The 14,999-nt window shown below is 64.0% G+C and carries 16 protein-coding genes; 4 read left to right on the top strand and 12 right to left on the bottom strand.

The features are described from left to right. Positions 1-8 precede the first annotated feature (8 nt). Positions 9-1,640: a CHAT domain-containing protein gene (locus VCS63_RS04300; RefSeq protein WP_323878554.1), complete on the top strand. Its 1,632-nt coding sequence runs from the start codon at positions 9-11 to the stop codon at positions 1,638-1,640. A 22-nt stretch (positions 1,641-1,662) separates the two neighbouring features. Further along, positions 1,663-3,003: a hypothetical protein gene (locus VCS63_RS04295; protein ID WP_323878552.1), complete on the top strand. Its 1,341-nt coding sequence runs from the start codon at positions 1,663-1,665 to the stop codon at positions 3,001-3,003. A 21-nt stretch (positions 3,004-3,024) separates the two neighbouring features. Here VCS63_RS04295 and VCS63_RS04290 read toward each other — a convergent pair whose 3' ends face one another. The 9 genes from VCS63_RS04290 to VCS63_RS04250 form a co-directional block, all read right to left on the bottom strand. Continuing rightward, positions 3,025-3,678 (bottom strand): DUF799 domain-containing protein, encoded by a 654-nt coding sequence (locus VCS63_RS04290; protein ID WP_104653897.1) that lies wholly within the window; start codon positions 3,676-3,678, stop codon positions 3,025-3,027. Beyond that, on the bottom strand, positions 3,675-4,163 hold the full coding sequence (locus VCS63_RS04285; RefSeq protein ID WP_063639240.1) for a DUF4810 domain-containing protein: 489 nt from the start codon (positions 4,161-4,163) through the stop codon (positions 3,675-3,677). The genes VCS63_RS04290 and VCS63_RS04285 overlap by 4 nt, the downstream gene beginning before the upstream one ends. 10 nt (positions 4,164-4,173) lie before the next feature. Continuing rightward, positions 4,174-4,851 carry a CsgG/HfaB family protein gene (locus VCS63_RS04280; RefSeq protein WP_042795660.1) on the bottom strand — a complete coding sequence of 226 codons (678 nt, stop codon included), beginning with the start codon at positions 4,849-4,851 and terminating at the stop codon, positions 4,174-4,176. Between the two features lie 169 nt (positions 4,852-5,020). After that, entirely contained in the window at positions 5,021-5,788 is a 768-nt protein-coding gene (locus VCS63_RS04275; protein ID WP_104653898.1) for a fused MFS/spermidine synthase, read from the bottom strand. Between the two features lie 109 nt (positions 5,789-5,897). Further along, entirely contained in the window at positions 5,898-6,317 is a 420-nt protein-coding gene (locus tag VCS63_RS04270; RefSeq protein ID WP_042795661.1) for a universal stress protein, read from the bottom strand. A gap of 23 nt (positions 6,318-6,340) precedes the next feature. Further along, entirely contained in the window at positions 6,341-7,324 is a 984-nt protein-coding gene (locus VCS63_RS04265; protein WP_323878548.1) for a TerC family protein, read from the bottom strand. A gap of 169 nt (positions 7,325-7,493) precedes the next feature. After that, positions 7,494-8,270: an SDR family oxidoreductase gene (locus tag VCS63_RS04260; RefSeq protein WP_149063489.1), complete on the bottom strand. Its 777-nt coding sequence runs from the start codon at positions 8,268-8,270 to the stop codon at positions 7,494-7,496. 12 nt (positions 8,271-8,282) lie between these two features. Next, positions 8,283-9,197, bottom strand: coding sequence for a 3-keto-5-aminohexanoate cleavage protein (locus tag VCS63_RS04255; protein ID WP_149063488.1), 915 nt, complete (start codon positions 9,195-9,197; stop codon positions 8,283-8,285). 4 nt (positions 9,198-9,201) lie between these two features. Then, positions 9,202-10,425: an ABC transporter substrate-binding protein gene (locus VCS63_RS04250; protein WP_372341481.1), complete on the bottom strand. Its 1,224-nt coding sequence runs from the start codon at positions 10,423-10,425 to the stop codon at positions 9,202-9,204. A 139-nt stretch (positions 10,426-10,564) separates the two neighbouring features. On the opposite strand from VCS63_RS04250, the gene VCS63_RS04245 reads away from it, so the two are divergent. Next, entirely contained in the window at positions 10,565-11,314 is a 750-nt protein-coding gene (locus VCS63_RS04245) for a Crp/Fnr family transcriptional regulator (RefSeq protein ID WP_088607618.1), read from the top strand. Here the strand turns inward: VCS63_RS04245 and VCS63_RS04240 are convergent. Next, complete coding sequence (locus VCS63_RS04240) at positions 11,311-12,510, bottom strand: MFS transporter (RefSeq protein ID WP_223306400.1); 1,200 nt, start codon at positions 12,508-12,510, stop codon at positions 11,311-11,313. The two genes, VCS63_RS04245 and VCS63_RS04240, sit on opposite strands and share 4 nt — an antisense overlap. 14 nt (positions 12,511-12,524) lie before the next feature. Between VCS63_RS04240 and VCS63_RS04235 the strand changes: the two genes are divergently transcribed. Next, positions 12,525-13,292: an AraC family transcriptional regulator gene (locus VCS63_RS04235; protein ID WP_042795664.1), complete on the top strand. Its 768-nt coding sequence runs from the start codon at positions 12,525-12,527 to the stop codon at positions 13,290-13,292. 30 nt (positions 13,293-13,322) lie between these two features. Here the strand turns inward: VCS63_RS04235 and VCS63_RS04230 are convergent, their stop codons facing one another. Then, positions 13,323-14,675, bottom strand: a complete 1,353-nt coding sequence (locus VCS63_RS04230; protein WP_149063486.1) for a type II toxin-antitoxin system HipA family toxin — start codon at positions 14,673-14,675, stop codon at positions 13,323-13,325. A gap of 4 nt (positions 14,676-14,679) precedes the next feature. Next, positions 14,680-14,937: a helix-turn-helix domain-containing protein gene (locus VCS63_RS04225; RefSeq protein WP_042795666.1), complete on the bottom strand. Its 258-nt coding sequence runs from the start codon at positions 14,935-14,937 to the stop codon at positions 14,680-14,682. Positions 14,938-14,999 lie beyond the last annotated feature (62 nt).

The following is a 14,999-nucleotide window of genomic DNA, read 5'->3' as shown; positions in this document are numbered from 1 at the left end:
GACATACGATGGAACAGGCAGCACAGAACAGCAACTGGATCCTGCTTGCGGGTGGAGACGATTCCGACGAGGAGTGCTGGGCCGACCGTATTCAACAATTGCGCCGGCACGAGCAGAAGCTCCCGCGGATCAAACCTTTCGTCAGCGCCCCGTTCCGGCACGTCTTTGATGTAGAGAACGCGCGACAGGAAATCGAGCGGTATGGAACCCCGCCGGGTCTGATCATCGTGGACGCCAAGCCGCCTCCGACCCCCGGAAAGAAAAAGAGCGGCGCGGCGGTCGTCGATCTCCTGAACTGGTTGGCCGAGCACGCTCCCGTGCCCGTGCTGGTCGTGACGGAGAATCCATCCGAGGCTGTACAACGCTGTGTGCTGGAACGGCCCGAGCGCCTCATGTGGAGCAACGAGATCGGAAAAAAGCGCGACGGCGGCGCAGACCTCGCCCTGGTGCTGGACAGCGTGGCTGCGGCGACCCAACGCCGCCGCCTCGTCATAGAAGTCGCCGAAAAAGCAGTCCGATACCGGATCCAGTTTGGCCCACATGAATTCAAGTCGCCGGAAATGCCCTACAAGCGGCAATCCGACATCGAATCGTTGCTGATACGCGTGGCCAAATTCTCGCCTTATCTCGACAATCAGAAGGTGGCCGATTGGCTGGAGTCGCTCAGCGAAATGGGCAGGCAGGCGTTCGACGTCATGGTGGCTGAAACGGTTGGCCCGCCTATCGCGACGCTGATCCAGCGCGCACGCGACCAGGACGGCGTCTTGCCCGGCGACGGCTTGGCCTGGATGGACTTGCGATTCGATTTCAACGTATCGGACCGCCAGAGCGCGGCCTTCTTCAGCCTGCCGTTCGAGTTGAGCTGCAACACCAACCTCACTGCCAGCGACCGGCGCTACCTGTGCCAGCGGATTCCCATGGCCAGGCGCCTGCACATAGATGGCATGGACTCCGCCAGCGATTGGAGCCAGCCGGAGCCGCGCCCGGCGGCTCCCCTGCGCCTGCTGTTCATCGGCGCAAACTTCAGCGGCACGATTTCATTCCAGCCCGAAGACGGCAACGACGACATGCCGAACGTCACGCTGCCGCCCCTGGAATCCGTCGCCGATGAACTCGCGAATCTGCAAACCCTGGCCAAGCGCCTGGACGGGCGGCTGGTGGTCGAGGACGTCCCGCCGCTGACTGGCTACGCGCTGCAAGACTACCTGGAAGACAAGGTTACGGGCGGCGGCTATGACATCCTGCATTTCTCGGGCCATTCCCATTCGATCCGCGACAGCACCATGCTGGTGTTGCCAGGGGAGGAAGAGGGCGAAGGCCTGCAATTGTCGATACGTCTGGTCGGCCGCTGGATGAAGGCCGGCAACTGCAAACTGCTGGTGCTTTCCTCATGCAGCGGCGCATCGGTGCGAACCGCGCTGGAAGTCATGCGGGCCGGCGCCATGGGCGTGCTGGCCTTCCGCTGGCAAGTCGAGGAAAAAACCTGCGCCCGCTTCATCAGGCGCTTCTATGCGGCCTACTTCGACGCCTCCAACACCCAGGGATTCGCGGAAGCTTACCGGCGCGCCTGCGCCGGCTCGCACGATGAGTCAAGGGGATCTCCCACCTGGGCTTCCGCACTGGCAGTCGTGCGTGACTGACTGCGACCAAGGATCGGACACCATGGCTTCATTATTCGGCATGCTGCGCAAGATTGGAGATCTGGGCACCTCCACGGATGGCGTGGGCGCATTGATGGCGACGGTGCCCGCAGGGCGCAACTACTACGCGGAGATCGATCCGCCGCCCGGCAGCGCGGCCCCGGTCGAGCGCGGGCTCAACGGCGAAGCCTTCGTCCCCGGGCAGTGCTATTTCAGCGTGCGCATGGTCGAAATGCGCCTGACCGATGCGGGCAACTACATCGCGGCCTTCCTGCCCCTGTGCGCCTTCTTCTTGCGCTATACCGAGGCGGGCACGCAGCGCGAGATTCCGTATGTCGTCGGCTATGACGCAATCCAGCAGGCGATGGGAACGGCGGCCCCCCAATCAGGCGGGGGCAGGGTGATGTTCCGCGACGTCTATATCGCCCGCAACGTACCCTACAACAGCGACGGCCTGGAAATGTTTGCGGCGCTTTGCCGCTTCAGTGACAGCAGCCTCACTCGCGGCATACTCGACTTCGTCGCAACTACCGTCAGCATGTTCGGCGGCGCGGTGGGCGGCGCCGTCGTCAAGGCAGGCGAAGGCCTGCTCAAGCCCCTGAGCAAGCTCTTCGGCACCGATGGCGTCAGCATCCGTTTTGGCATCTTCGACGGCGCGGCGCTACGGCGCAGCGGCTATCGCGTGCTGGCCGGCGCCGACTCTCAGGACAAGCTGCAGGGCCTGCAGCTGGTGGACGGCGTACTGCACCGCCAGAATGGCAGCGGCGCCCTGGAGCCCGTAAACGACGTGGATTACCTGGTGCTGGCTTTCGAGCAACGCCCCACCTTGGGAGAGGACATGTTCAGCGCCGCCGCGGCACTGCCATTCCACCGCAAATGGACCGAGACGACCACCGCGCTGCTGAGCGACAACGCCGTGGCCGCGCGCGCCGCATTCCAGTCCCTGGCCGTAGATATCGCGGGTTCGCCTTTGCTGATCGAACGCGACCGCTTCGCGTTGCTGGCGGCCTATTCAAGCGAAAGGGAAAAATGGAAGGCCAGGAAAAAGTCCCTGAAGTCAGCCGGCGCCAATAGCAAGGGTCCGGACCTGATGTCCGCCATCGCGGACCGCATCAAAGCCGCTGCCGGCACAAACAACCCGGCCGCGGAACCACTGGAAGCCGCAAAGCGGCTCCTGGCGAAAGCGGCGGGCACGGGCATAGGCAAACCCGTGCCGCAATCCGACGCATCGCTGACCCAGGCATTCTCGTCGCTGATCGACTCGCTGGAGCCCGCCGGGAAAGGCAAGGCTCCAGCCGCGCCCACAGCCTTGTCCGGCGCATCGCGGGAGATGCTATCGGCGATCCTGCGGGAGACGTCGTAGCGGCCGCCAGCCGGGGCCGGCTTACTGCGTGTCGTACCGTGGCGAACGCGGCCCGTACAACATGCCGCCAGGCTGTCCAGCGCTGAGCAGCAAATTGTTTGTCATGCCAGCCACGCCGTAGCTGCGGTCGGAGAGCGTATTGACGACCTGATCCACCACCGCCTGGATCAGCATGCCAAGCAAGCCGCCGCCGCTGCTGCTGCTGGCCTGTACCACCTGCTTGCTGCCGCTCCACAATTTGGCGCCATTGCGCAGGTCAATCAGTTCGGCGTCCACCGCCACCGTCACCGAGCTGGACACCACGGCGTAGGTCGATCCGTATTGCTTTACGGTCATGTAAAGCGCGGCGTCCGCCCCGAAGATGTCGCGCAGCTTGGCCGCCGGCAGCTCCTGGATCTCGTCTGCGGAACTCAAGCCATTCTGCTTGAAGGTCTCGTCCATCACAGCGACGGGCACGACGTAATAGCCGGATTCAGCCAGCGGCAGCGTGGCCTGGGACAGCACGGCCGCGGTAGCGGCCACGTCCACCGACGTGTTCACGGGCGGCAAGACCAGGATGGACGCCGGCTTGCTTTCCCGGAAAGCGGTGTAGTCGACATTCTGCTGCGGGACTGCGCAGCCTGCCAACAGCGCGACGGCCGCCAGCATGCCCATTCGAAATAAGCTGGACATCATGATCCTTTCTTCGACGTGAGAGTTTCCGTGGGAGCCGCGGGCTGCGCGGCAGGCGCCTGGGCGGCGGGCGCAGCGCTCAGTTGCTGCCCGGCCGGCGGCTTGCCAGCATTGCGCATCAGGAAATCCATGAACGGCGCCGATTCGGGGAAAGCCACCTTCTCGCCTTGCAATTGCTCCAAGGCCTTGTCGCCGTCCCCTATCTTCAGGTACAGCATGCCCAGATGCGCACGAAAGCCTGGAGGAAGCTCCGTGCTGGCGGCACGCGCGGTTTCGACGTTCTTCTCCAGCGCCTGGGCTTGCACCGCATAGTCCGCGCCATCGTCCTTCAAGTACGCGTAGACGGACGGCTGGTAGGCCTGCCAGCTATACATGGGCTTGGGCTGCTGCACGCACGCGCCCAGCAGCCCCGCGCTGGCGCCGATCACCAGGCAGCGGAAAACACGCGCGGGAATGCGCCCGGAACGCCGGGTCCGAGAATTCGACATGACGCTCTCCTCAATTGGCCGACGGTTGCCAGGCGCCTTGCTCGATACCGTCGACCAGGCGGTCGACGGCTTCCCGGATGGCCAGGTCCAGGACCTTGCCATTGAGCGTGGAGTCATAGCCGGCGGTGCCGCCAAAGCCGACGACCTCCCGGTTGGACAAGGCGTATTCGCCAGCGCCCGACGCCGAATAGACCACCTCGGATGTCACGACGTCGACCACATTCAGATCGACCTTGGCGTAGGCCACCTGCTCTTTGCTGCGACCCAGGATGCCGAAGAGCTGCTGGTCCCCCGTGACCTTGCGGCCGAAGGCCGTCACGTCGCCGGTAACCACGTAACGCGCGCCTTTGATCTGGCTTGCCTTCTTGTTGAAGCCCGCCTCTTGTGCAATTTCCGAAAGGTTCTCGCGGTCCATCACCTGGAACCGGCCACTGCGCTGCAGATGGCTGACCACAATGGTCTTGGCCTGGCCGCCCAGGCGATCCACGCCATCGGAGAACACGCCGCGCAGATAGTTCGTCCGGTTGTCGAACTTGCCTACCGAAATTGGGCTGCGCACCCCCTGGTAGGGTTTGCTTGCCGCCGCCACGGCGGGCACGGCCAAGGCCTGCGAACGCTCTGTGGCGCAGCCCGCCACAACCGCCGAAAGAATGGCCAATGCCCCGATTCTCACTACTTTGTTCAACATTGCTCTCTCCAGCCGGCTCCGCTTGCAAAGCGCAAGACGGCATCCCTCTCTATTTGATCGAGCCTGGATTATAAATAAATGAACAATTTAGATACGAATTGAAATATAGGGGATTGGTCCTCTTTTTCTGCTCTTTCTGTCGGCGCGAAGCCGGCCGGGGCGCCGACACTTATCGAAGTACCAGCGTCGCCCCGATCACCCGCAAGGTCGGCATCAATTGTCGCCACGCATCCTTGGGAATGGCGGCCGGCCGCGTGAGGGCCGTGGCCGCCGGGTCGTCCAGCAGATCGCCCTTGCATGCGAAGACGATGCTGTTGGTCATGTCATCGTCCACCACTTCGAACATCGACGGTCCGAACGACGCGCGCACCCGGTCCATGTATTCGTGATGGTCCGGGTGGTTCAAGTGGAAGTTGATGACCAGCATGCCATTCTCCCGCAGGGCGCGGAAGCAGTCGGCGTAGAACTCGGCGGAACAAAGGGGCTCGGGAATTCCGCCTACGCCGTACCCATCCAGGAAGATAACGTCGGCATGCTCCTCGACATCCCGAAGATATCGGGCGGCATCGGCCTGGATCACCTGGAACCGCTCGCCGTCCGGCGGGACCATGAACGCCTCCCGCAAGGCGATGACGTCCGGATCGATCTCGATCACCTCGACTTCGGTGCGCGCCAGGTAACGATGGCAGAATTTCGGCAGCGATCCGCCGCCCAGGCCGACCATCAGAATGCGGGCGGGTTCGGGATTGAACAGCACGAAACCCATCATCATCCGCGTGTACTCGAGGTCGAGCGCATCGGGGCTCAGCAGGGACATACTGCTCTGGATCTCCTTCTCGGTGAAATGCAGGGTCCGCTTCGTGCCGGAATCCAGGAAGAAGGGCTTGGGGCTGCCGGGCGGCGGCGGTGGAGCGGCGGGGATACGGACGTCGGACATGGGGTGTAGCGGATTACCAAGGAATCCGAAGAAGATAACACCCGCCGCATTGCGAGGCCGGATCCCCCCCACGCCACAGCCCCGCCGGGGCGGCCGCGTGCGCGCCGTTCTATATCAGCAGCACGGGGCAGGGGGCATTCTGCACGATCCGCCCGCATGTGGACCTCAGCACAGCGTCTAGGAGTTGGCTGCGGTGGTGCGAACCCATCACGATCACGGCTGCGTTCACCTTGGCCGCATACTCGACGATTTTTTCCGCCGCATGACCGGTGAGTTCGTGGCATTCGAACGCCACGTTGCCTGCGGCCAGAATGTCGACCGCCGACCTCATCGCCTTGTCGCTTTCCTCGTGATGCCAGGCGTCGATGTCTGCCTGCCCGATGAAGGTCTTGACGTCGCCGGTCACGTCGGGCTCGCAATGCAATATGTGCACCGTGAAATCCCGATTCAGCAACGGGCCCTCCACCAGATAGCGCGCAGCAGCGTCGCTGTGGCTGGACCCATCGGTGGCAAGAATGATCGTGTTCATGACAGATCTCCGGTTCGTGGAACTCAACCCTTGGTACGCGCGGCCTTCGCCGCGGCCCGTCTGGGCAGGATCAGGCTGGCGCCCACGGATGCCAGCAAGATTAGGCCCACCGCCCCTAGCGACCATTGCACCGGCACATGGAACCATGGCGCGGCCAGCATCTTGCCGCCGATGATGATGAGCACCGCGGCAAGTCCGTGCTTGAGGTAGCGGAAGCGCTCCCGCATGTCGGCCAGCAGGAAGTACATCGCCCGCAGGCCCATGATGGCAAAGATGTTGGAAGTAAACACCACGAACGGATCGGTGGTGACGGCGAAGATGGCGGGAATGCTGTCGACCGCGAACACGACATCGCTCGCCTCTATCATCAGCAACACCACGAACATGGGGGTGGCATACCGCAGCCCGTCGATGCGCACGAAGAAGGATTCTCCGTGATAGTCCTTGGTGATGCGCATGGAGGAGCGCAGCAGGCGCACCAGTGGATTTCGGGCGATGTCCGGATGGTGGTCCGCCTTGGCCAGCATCCTGGCTCCCGTGAATACCAGCAGCAGCCCGAACACGTAGAACAGCCAGTCGAACTTCGACAGCAGCCACACGCCGGCCAGGATCATGCATACCCGCATGACGATGGCGCCCAACACCCCATACAGCAATACCCTGCGCTGCAACTCCATCGGCACCACGAAGTAGCCGAAGATCAGCGAGAACACGAACATATTGTCCACGGACAGGGACAGTTCGATAAGGTAGCCGGTGTAGAACTCCAGCGTTTTCCGGTGCGCCACGGTTCGCCCCAGGGTGGCATCCAGGTACCACCACATCAGGGCGCCGAACAAGGCGGCCAGCGTCATCCACACGGCTACCCAGAACAGGGCTTCCCGGGGCCGCACGCGATGCGCATGCCGACCGCCCAGCACGTACAGATCCAGCGCCAGCACGAGCAGCACAAACCCGACGAACCCCGCCCACATAGGCATGGTGGCAAAGGTCTCGACCTGACTCATCAGGACCTCCCGCCGTCGCTGCAAGACTGCTATGCGACAGCCAGCGGTACACAGTGCATGTACGAATCCAGTCTAGAACTTTCGGAAACGCCGAACAATTCGTTCAAAGCGAACTGATGGTCAGGTTTTTTGGAACCGTTGGAGGCGCCGCGCGGCGCCTCCGATGCGCTTACCCCAGATACTCCACATTGCCGCATACGGAGATGCTCTGCCCGCTGATGATGGCCCCTTCGTCGGAACACAGGAAGACCACCTGGTTGGCGACGTCTTCGGGACTGGTCATGCGACGCAACGACACCTTGTCCACAAGTTGCGCCCGCATCACGTCGTTGCTCACGCCGCCGGCGGCGGCACGCGCGGCGATGATACGTTCCACCCTGTCTCCCGACACCACTCCCGGCAGCACGGAATTGACGCGGATGTTCGAGGGGCCCAGCTCCATGGCCCAGGTCTGCGTCAGGCCCGCCAGTCCGAACTTGCTGGCGCTGTACGGCGAGCGCAGCGAGAAGCCCAGGCGGCCGGCGACGGAAGAGATATTCACGATGGAACCGCCGCCCGCGGCGCGCAGCAAAGGCACTGCGCTGCGCGCGCACAGGAAGGTTCCAGTCAGGTTGACGTCCAGCGTGCGCTGCCAGTCATCCAGCGCGGTTTCTTCCAGCCGGCTGGTCGGACCGGATACGCCCGCGTTGTTGACCAGGGCATCGAGCTTGCCCCATTTTTCCGACAGCGCGGCGAACATCGCCTTGACCTGCGCTTCGCTGGACACGTCCGTCACGCTGACGTCCAGGCCTGGATGCGCCGCAGCCGCGGCCTCGCAAGCCGCTACGTCCACGTCGCAGATATGCACCGCCGCGCCCGCCTCGAGAAACTTCCGCGCGGTCGCCAGGCCTATGCCCTGCGCTCCGGCGGTGATGAGGACGTGCTTTCCTTGCAATGACTTGCTCATGGCGTGTCCTTGTCAGAGCGCAAACTCGGGCCGGATCCCGCGCTTGCCCGGCAGTCCCAGGATGTCGCGCGCTTCGGCGGGCGTAGCGGGTTCCATGTCCATCTCCCGGATGATGCGCACGATGCGCTCGGTCAGCTGGACGTTGGTGGCCAGCTCTCCGTGCCGGTAGTACAGGTTGTCCTCCAGGCCGACCCGCGCGTGTCCGCCGAGTAGCAGGGCGGCGATGTTGGCCTCCAGCTGCGCCGGCCCGATACCGCTGACGCAGAAGATGCTGTTCCTGGGCAGCAAGTCCACCATCATCTGCAAATGCCGCACAGAGAACGGCATGGCGTTCTGGAAGTTGCGATGGACGTTCATGACCAGATTTATGAAATGAGGGCCTTCGTCCAGCCCCTCTTCGATCAGCGTCGTAGCGTCCTGCAGGATGTGCGTAGGGCTGAAGACCTCCCATTCGGGCTTGATGCCGCGCGCCTGCATGCCGGCGGCGAGCTCGCGCGCCTTGGTGAGCGGCGTGTTCATCAGGTATTCGCGGTCACCGAACGCCAGGTTCAGCGTCGTGGCGTCCAGCGTGCACATCTCGGCGCCGGCGTCCATGCCCTTTATCCGCTCTTCCCACAGGATCTCCCACGTGCCCGGCGACGTTTCCTTGACCATGTCGCCGTGCACGCCGCCTCCGGTGGAGTTGTTCAGCACGATGTCGCAGCGGTCGCGGATAAGCCGGTTCATTTCCCGGTACACGGAGGCATCGCAGGTCGCCTGATCGTCGGGACGGCGCGCGTGCAACGCCACCACGCTGGCCCCGGCGTTGTAGCAGCGGTACACGTCTTCCGCGATCTCCTGCGGCTGCGTCGGCAGGTGCGGATTCTGGGTCTTGAACGCCATGCCGCCGGTCGGGGCGATGGTCACGATGACTTTGCGTTTGCTCATGAGGTCACTTCCAGAGCGCGCAGCGGCTCTCTTCCTTGGTGGTGAAGGCTTGGTTGCCATCGATGGCCTGCACGACGTTGAAGTAGTCCCAGGGCTCCTTGGACTGTTCCGGCGTCTTGACCTGCAGCAGGTACATGTCATGCACGACGCGTCCGTCGGGCCGGACCACGCCGTCCTTGATGTAGACGTCGTTCAGCTTGTTTTCGCGCAGATAGGCCAGCACGCGGTCGGCGTCATCGGTGCCGGTGGCCTTGACGGCGCGCAGGTATTGCAACGCCGCGGAGTAATCCGCGGCCTGAAGGGACGAGGGCATGGCCTTGCGCCGCTCGAAGAACTTCCGGCTCCAGTCGCGGGTTTCGTCCGAGGCGTTCCAGTACCAGCTGTCGGTCAGGTACATGCCCTGCGCGGCTGGCAGCCCGATGGCGTGGATGTCGTTGATGAACATGATCATGCCCGCCAGCCGCATGGTCTTGGTGATGCCGAACTCATTGGCCGCCTTGATCGAATTCGTGGCATCCGCGCCGGCGTTGGCCAGGGCGAGGATATCGGCCTTGCTGCTTTGCGCCTGCAGCAGGAACGACGAAAAGTCGCTCGCAGAAAGTGGATGCTTGACCGATCCCACGACGCTGCCGCCGCCCGCCTCAACGACCTTCGTCGTGTCCGCCTGCAAGGCGTTGCCGAAGGCGTAGTCCGCGGTCAGGAAGTACCATTTCTTGCCACCCGCCTTGACCACCGCCGCGCCGGTGCCGCGGGCCTGTGCCACCGTGTCGTAGGCGTAGTTCAAGGTATAGGGCGTGCACTGCTCGTTGGTCAGCGCGGGAGCGCCCGCGCCTACCACGATGATGGGCCGCTTCTTGTCGGCCGCCACTTTGGACATGGCCAGCGCCGTGCTGGAATTCGTGCCTCCGATCAGCATGTCCAGGCCCGCCTGGTCGAACCATTCGCGCGCCTTGGCCGAGGCGATGTCCGCCTTGTTCTGGTGGTCGGCTGTCAGCAGCTCGATCTTCTTGCCGTTGATCTCGCCGCCCATTTCCTGAATGGCCATCTTGATGGCTTCGGCGCCACCGGGGCCATCCGGCCCCGAGTACACGCCGGACATGTCGGTGATGAAGCCGATTCGAATAACATCGTCTGATATCTGCGCTTGGGCCGCTGGGGCGTGCAGCAACGACACGGCCAGGCCGCAGGCCATGGCGGTGCGGGACATCGTGCCTTGCATGGGCAACATGCCTGTCTCCTCTTGTTGGTTTTGGCGTCTGGGACCTCGAGTATTCTGGTACCGGCTCCGGGACGCGGACAGTCATCATGGTGACAAAGCGCCCTAGGGTTTACCTGAGCGGCGCCCCACGGCTACGAAGGAGGAAAACATGTGCGAACGGCTTGCCGACGCCGGTGACGAACCCTTGAGCGCGAGACGGCGGCGCGTGCAAGGCGCGGTGGACAGGATGCTCGACGTGGTCCCTTGGTACAAGGGCCTGCCTGAGCTCGAACGCAACCTGATCCGGGCCGAACTGCGCGTCGTTTCGCTTGCGGCGGGCGAATTCCTGTTCCGGGCGGGGAACCGGTCGCCCGGCTGGTATGGCGTGGTGCAAGGGCTGGTGAAATGGTCCTCACCCAACGCCGACGGTAAATCCCTGTCCCTTGCCGGGTTCAGCACTGGCAGCTGGTTCGGCGAAGCCACCATGATCCGCCGCGAGCGGTTCGAGTACGAAGTCGTCGCGCTGAGGCCCAGCCAGATCGTAATATTGCCGCGCGAGACGTGTGAACGCCTCTGGAACAACAACATCGAGTTCACCAAGGCGCTGATGACGCACCTGGCGCAACGGGTGGACTGGCTGATGAGCAGCTACACCTCCAACGTGCTGCTCGATGTCGACACGACGGTCGCGCGCGCGGTCGCTGCCCAGTTCAACGCGGAAAGGCATTCCGGCACGAACGGACGCCTGAAAGTTTCCCAGGAGGAAATCGCGAGCCTGTGCGGCATTTCGCGCCAACGCTGCAATGCAGCACTGGCCAGGCTCGCGCGCGCCGGCGTGCTGGAAACCTACTATGGCGGCCTGGCAATTCTCGACGTGGAAGCCCTGCACAGATTCGCCAATACCAAGGCGCAGTCCTAAGGCTTGGCCGCATATGCGGCGAGCGCAATTACGGCGCAACATCCCAGCAGCAGGTCCAGTCTCTGCCCCATCCCCGCCACGACCAGCGCGGCGCCAAGCAAGTTGTAGTAGAACAGGCTCAGGATGGCGCCAGCAGTGCCGGCAGCGCCGGCATATGCCTGCAAGGCATGGGCGAGAATGTTTGGAATCGCAATCGCATAGGCCGCTGCGATCAGGGCCATGCCGAGCAGGAACGCCGCGCTCTCTATCAAGGCCGCGACCAGGCCGGCCCCCAACGCCAGCAGCACGATGCCCAACAGCACCAGACGTTCGGGTCCCCATCCGCGCCGCAGCAGCGCCGTGTTCAGGAACGCCCCGCATAGCGACGCCGCAGCCAGCGCCAGACCGCTTTCTCCGAAGCCCAGCCAGGACGGCTCCAGCCGGGTGAAAAGAAAGGGACCCAGCTGGTAATACCCGAAGATCGCCAGGTTGAAGATGGCGACAAGCGCCGCGCTGCGCCAGACGGCCCGGTCCCGCAGCATGGCCCGCAGCGTGGGTAAGAAAGGCGGCGGCGAGGCAGAGGCCGGCCGGGTTTCGGCCCAGCGCCGCACGCTCGCGCCGAACAAGCCGATGGCAAGCAGGACCAAAGCAGCGAAGATGCCCTTGGCGCCGCCCAGCGCCGCGATCTCCTGTCCGGCATACATGCCGACGGCGGGACTTACCGCCAACGCGATCCCCAGCAACGAAAAGACGCGGGCCAGGTCCCGGCCCCGGTAGCTATCGCGCAAGGCGGTCTGCGTTACGATTGAGCCCACGGCCGCGCCAAAGGCGGAGATCAGCCTGGCGGCGAGCAACTGCCAGAAATCGCCCGCCATCATGGCCCAGCCCGCGCCCAGTGCATACAGCACCAGTCCGGCAAGTAGCGTCGGCCTGCGGCCCCAGAGATCGCACAGGCGCCCCCAGACCACCACGCCGAAGGCGAAGGCCACGAACCAGAACGACAGCGTCTGCGCTGCGTCCTCGGGCGTGGCTTGGTAGGCTGCGGCGATCAGCGGCAGCGCCGGGCTGTATATCGTCTCGACGATCTGCGGAAAACTCAGCAGCAGGATGAGTAGCGGCAAAGGCGGGCGGCGGAACATGACGGCATCGGTGAACGGAGAGCCCGTTTTGTAGCCGGCCGCCGGCATCGCCGTTGTAGCAGCGAAGACAAAAAACATCGGAACTCGGACAAATGGCCAGGCTTGCCCCCACCGACGCATTCAACCCCGACACGATGGCGCAACCGGTGACGGGTATCGCGTCGCGCCTGATACAGCACGATTCCGGGATGCACCTTCACGACCGTGGGCAACTGCTATTCGCCTATGCGGGATCCATCCGTCTTGCCATGCCGGGGCTGATGGCGGTGCTGCCTCCGATCCGCGTAGCGTGGATTCCGCCTGGCGTTGCACACCGCGTCCAGATTCGTGGCGAAGTCGAGTACCGCTCGATTTATCTCGACCCCGCCCGTATCGACGCTCCCGTCACCGGCCCTGCCATTTTCTCGATGACTGCGCTGCTGCGCGAGGTGTTCGAGCGCATCAGCCTGGAGCCCTTCGACACGGACTGGTCCGCGGGCGCCCCGCGGAATCTGCTAGCCGTCTGCATGGACGAACTGCGCGCGGCAAGGCAGGAACCCATGTTGCTGCCCGTGCCCACCGACCGCCGCCTGGCCGCCCTGGACCTGGGGGAACTGCCACCGGAACTCGAAGCGTTGTCCCGCCGCGTCGGTGCCAGCGCCCGTACCATCACCCGGATATTCCAGCGCGAGACCGGCATGAGCTATCAGGCTTGGCGGCAGCTCTGGCGCCTGCTGCGCGCGGTGGATCTGCTGGCCTGCGGCCGCAGCGTGACCTCGATCGCGTTCGATCTCGGCTTCGCCAGCGACAGCGCATTCATCGCCTACTTCCGGCAGATGACGGGCGAGACGCCGGGACGGTATGTGCTCAGCGAGCCATGAGTGGCGGCAGTCGCTTCGCGCGCCGCGAAGCTACGCGGCGAGCCTGTCCGCCGCGGCCTGCAAGCCGTCCAGGATGCTGTCCGCCAGCACCTGCGGAAATCCTTGTGGCAATCTGGCGCGGACCGCACGCACGGCCTCAGGCGTACGCGCGATCAAATCGTCAACGACGAATTGGACTCCCTGGCCGTCCGGCGTCACGACGCCATGTCGCGCGCCCACCGTCAACCAGTGGCGCCGCTGGATATCGCGCATGCGCCAATGCGGGTTCTTCGAACGCACGGCCATCGCCATCTTCGCTCGAACGGGCGACAGCTTGCCTGGTCCCTCGCCCAGGATCGGATAGGCGGACAGCACGTCGTATAGCGGTGTAAGTTCGTAGGCCCCGCCCGGCCGCAGGAACAGGCTGAAGTTCTTCGCGTGGCCGTCCGTCGCGCACAGCATCCAGAACAGAACCTGCGCCTGGAAGAACGTTCGCCGGTCATGCTCTGAGCGACGCGAAGTTTCGAGCAGGCCCATGATGCGGTCGATGCCGGGCCCGCCGTCCGCCTCGTACTTCAGGTGTGGCGGGGTGCCGGTGGCCTGGCACATGTCTTCCTGGGGCAGGCGGACTAGACTGCGCTTTCCGTCTTCGCCGTCCCACCAGCGGCGGTCGAAACGTTCGACGGCGAGCACCTTCATGTCTTCGAAGCTCAGTACTTCCGCGCGCGCCACGGGCATGCCGTAGGCAGCCAAGATCTCCGAGCAGAGCCATTCGTTTTCCACCGATTCGCTCAGGTCGAACTTCATATTGCCGACCAGCCCCAATGGCAACTTCAGGATGTGAGTCGTCGGCGTGGCGCCTTGGGGCAAGCACCATTGGCCGTCCATCCGCAGCAAGGCGGTCTTCTCTTGCGCACCTGCAATGGAAATCCGGAAATCATCCTCAGCGATGGCCAGGCCGCCGAGAGGCGCCGGCGCCAAAACACTGCGCAACAGCTGCGCAACCTGGGCATCGTTCAAGGGCGAGGCTTGCACCGACGCCACGTCTGCAGGCGCTATTCCCGCAGGCAGGATCTGCAAGGCGCCCGCGCAATCGCGACCGATCTCGGCAAGCAAGGCGAACGCGTCGGTCGAGCCTGCCCGGAACCGGCGCGCAACCCGTTCGCGGATTTCCTTGCTGTCAGGCAGCAGATTTTCGAAGTATGCGCGGACGACGTCGCCGCGATGCGGGCCATTGCCCGGCGTGAAGGGCAGGGACAGCGACAATGGCCTGCCCGGCGCGGAGGCGACCCAGTCCTTGTCGTACTGCAGGACCTCGCCGGCGTGGGGTCGATTGCTCCACTCTCCGACATAGGCGCCATTCATCCATAGGCCCAGGACCTGCGTGTGTGAACGTCGCCCCATGGCTTTACCAGCTGGGTTCGGATGTTGTTTCGGGTCCCGGCTGCGCCCCTTGCCGGCGCAAGACCATTTCGACTCCCAGGATGCTCAACAGCTGCAGCAGCCGGTCTGCGCTGACCTTGTCGGCATTGCGCTCCAGGGCGGACAAGGTCTGTTGTGTGACCCCAAGGCGCAAGGCCGTGGCCGCCTGGGTCAAGCCGGCCTCTTTGCGGAACCCCTGGAGCAGGGCCGGCAATTGTGTCGCGGTGCGTACGGTGAAATCCATAACACAAATCCCAAGCTGTATTTCAGATATACAAATTCTAGGCTGTTAACCTGAAATACACA

It is taken from the genome of Achromobacter sp. D10 (assembly GCF_035282245.1).
Lineage (GTDB): Bacteria > Pseudomonadota > Gammaproteobacteria > Burkholderiales > Burkholderiaceae_B > Achromobacter > Achromobacter insolitus.
The sequence above is the reverse complement of the archived record's forward strand: the minus strand, read 5'-3'. Positions and strand labels throughout refer to the sequence as shown.

Coding starts and splice junctions, on each gene's coding strand:
- VCS63_RS04300 (WP_323878554.1), top strand. CDS start 9: ATGGAACAGGCAGCACAGAACAGCAACTGGATCCTGCTTGCGGGTGGA.
- VCS63_RS04295 (WP_323878552.1), top strand. CDS start 1,663: ATGGCTTCATTATTCGGCATGCTGCGCAAGATTGGAGATCTGGGCACC.
- VCS63_RS04290 (WP_104653897.1), bottom strand. CDS start 3,678: ATGATGTCCAGCTTATTTCGAATGGGCATGCTGGCGGCCGTCGCGCTG.
- VCS63_RS04285 (WP_063639240.1), bottom strand. CDS start 4,163: ATGTCGAATTCTCGGACCCGGCGTTCCGGGCGCATTCCCGCGCGTGTT.
- VCS63_RS04280 (WP_042795660.1), bottom strand. CDS start 4,851: ATGTTGAACAAAGTAGTGAGAATCGGGGCATTGGCCATTCTTTCGGCG.
- VCS63_RS04275 (WP_104653898.1), bottom strand. CDS start 5,788: ATGTCCGACGTCCGTATCCCCGCCGCTCCACCGCCGCCGCCCGGCAGC.
- VCS63_RS04270 (WP_042795661.1), bottom strand. CDS start 6,317: ATGAACACGATCATTCTTGCCACCGATGGGTCCAGCCACAGCGACGCT.
- VCS63_RS04265 (WP_323878548.1), bottom strand. CDS start 7,324: ATGAGTCAGGTCGAGACCTTTGCCACCATGCCTATGTGGGCGGGGTTC.
- VCS63_RS04260 (WP_149063489.1), bottom strand. CDS start 8,270: ATGAGCAAGTCATTGCAAGGAAAGCACGTCCTCATCACCGCCGGAGCG.
- VCS63_RS04255 (WP_149063488.1), bottom strand. CDS start 9,197: ATGAGCAAACGCAAAGTCATCGTGACCATCGCCCCGACCGGCGGCATG.
- VCS63_RS04250 (WP_372341481.1), bottom strand. CDS start 10,425: ATGTTGCCCATGCAAGGCACGATGTCCCGCACCGCCATGGCCTGCGGC.
- VCS63_RS04245 (WP_088607618.1), top strand. CDS start 10,565: ATGTGCGAACGGCTTGCCGACGCCGGTGACGAACCCTTGAGCGCGAGA.
- VCS63_RS04240 (WP_223306400.1), bottom strand. CDS start 12,510: ATGTTTTTTGTCTTCGCTGCTACAACGGCGATGCCGGCGGCCGGCTAC.
- VCS63_RS04235 (WP_042795664.1), top strand. CDS start 12,525: ATGGCCAGGCTTGCCCCCACCGACGCATTCAACCCCGACACGATGGCG.
- VCS63_RS04230 (WP_149063486.1), bottom strand. CDS start 14,675: ATGGGGCGACGTTCACACACGCAGGTCCTGGGCCTATGGATGAATGGC.
- VCS63_RS04225 (WP_042795666.1), bottom strand. CDS start 14,937: ATGGATTTCACCGTACGCACCGCGACACAATTGCCGGCCCTGCTCCAG.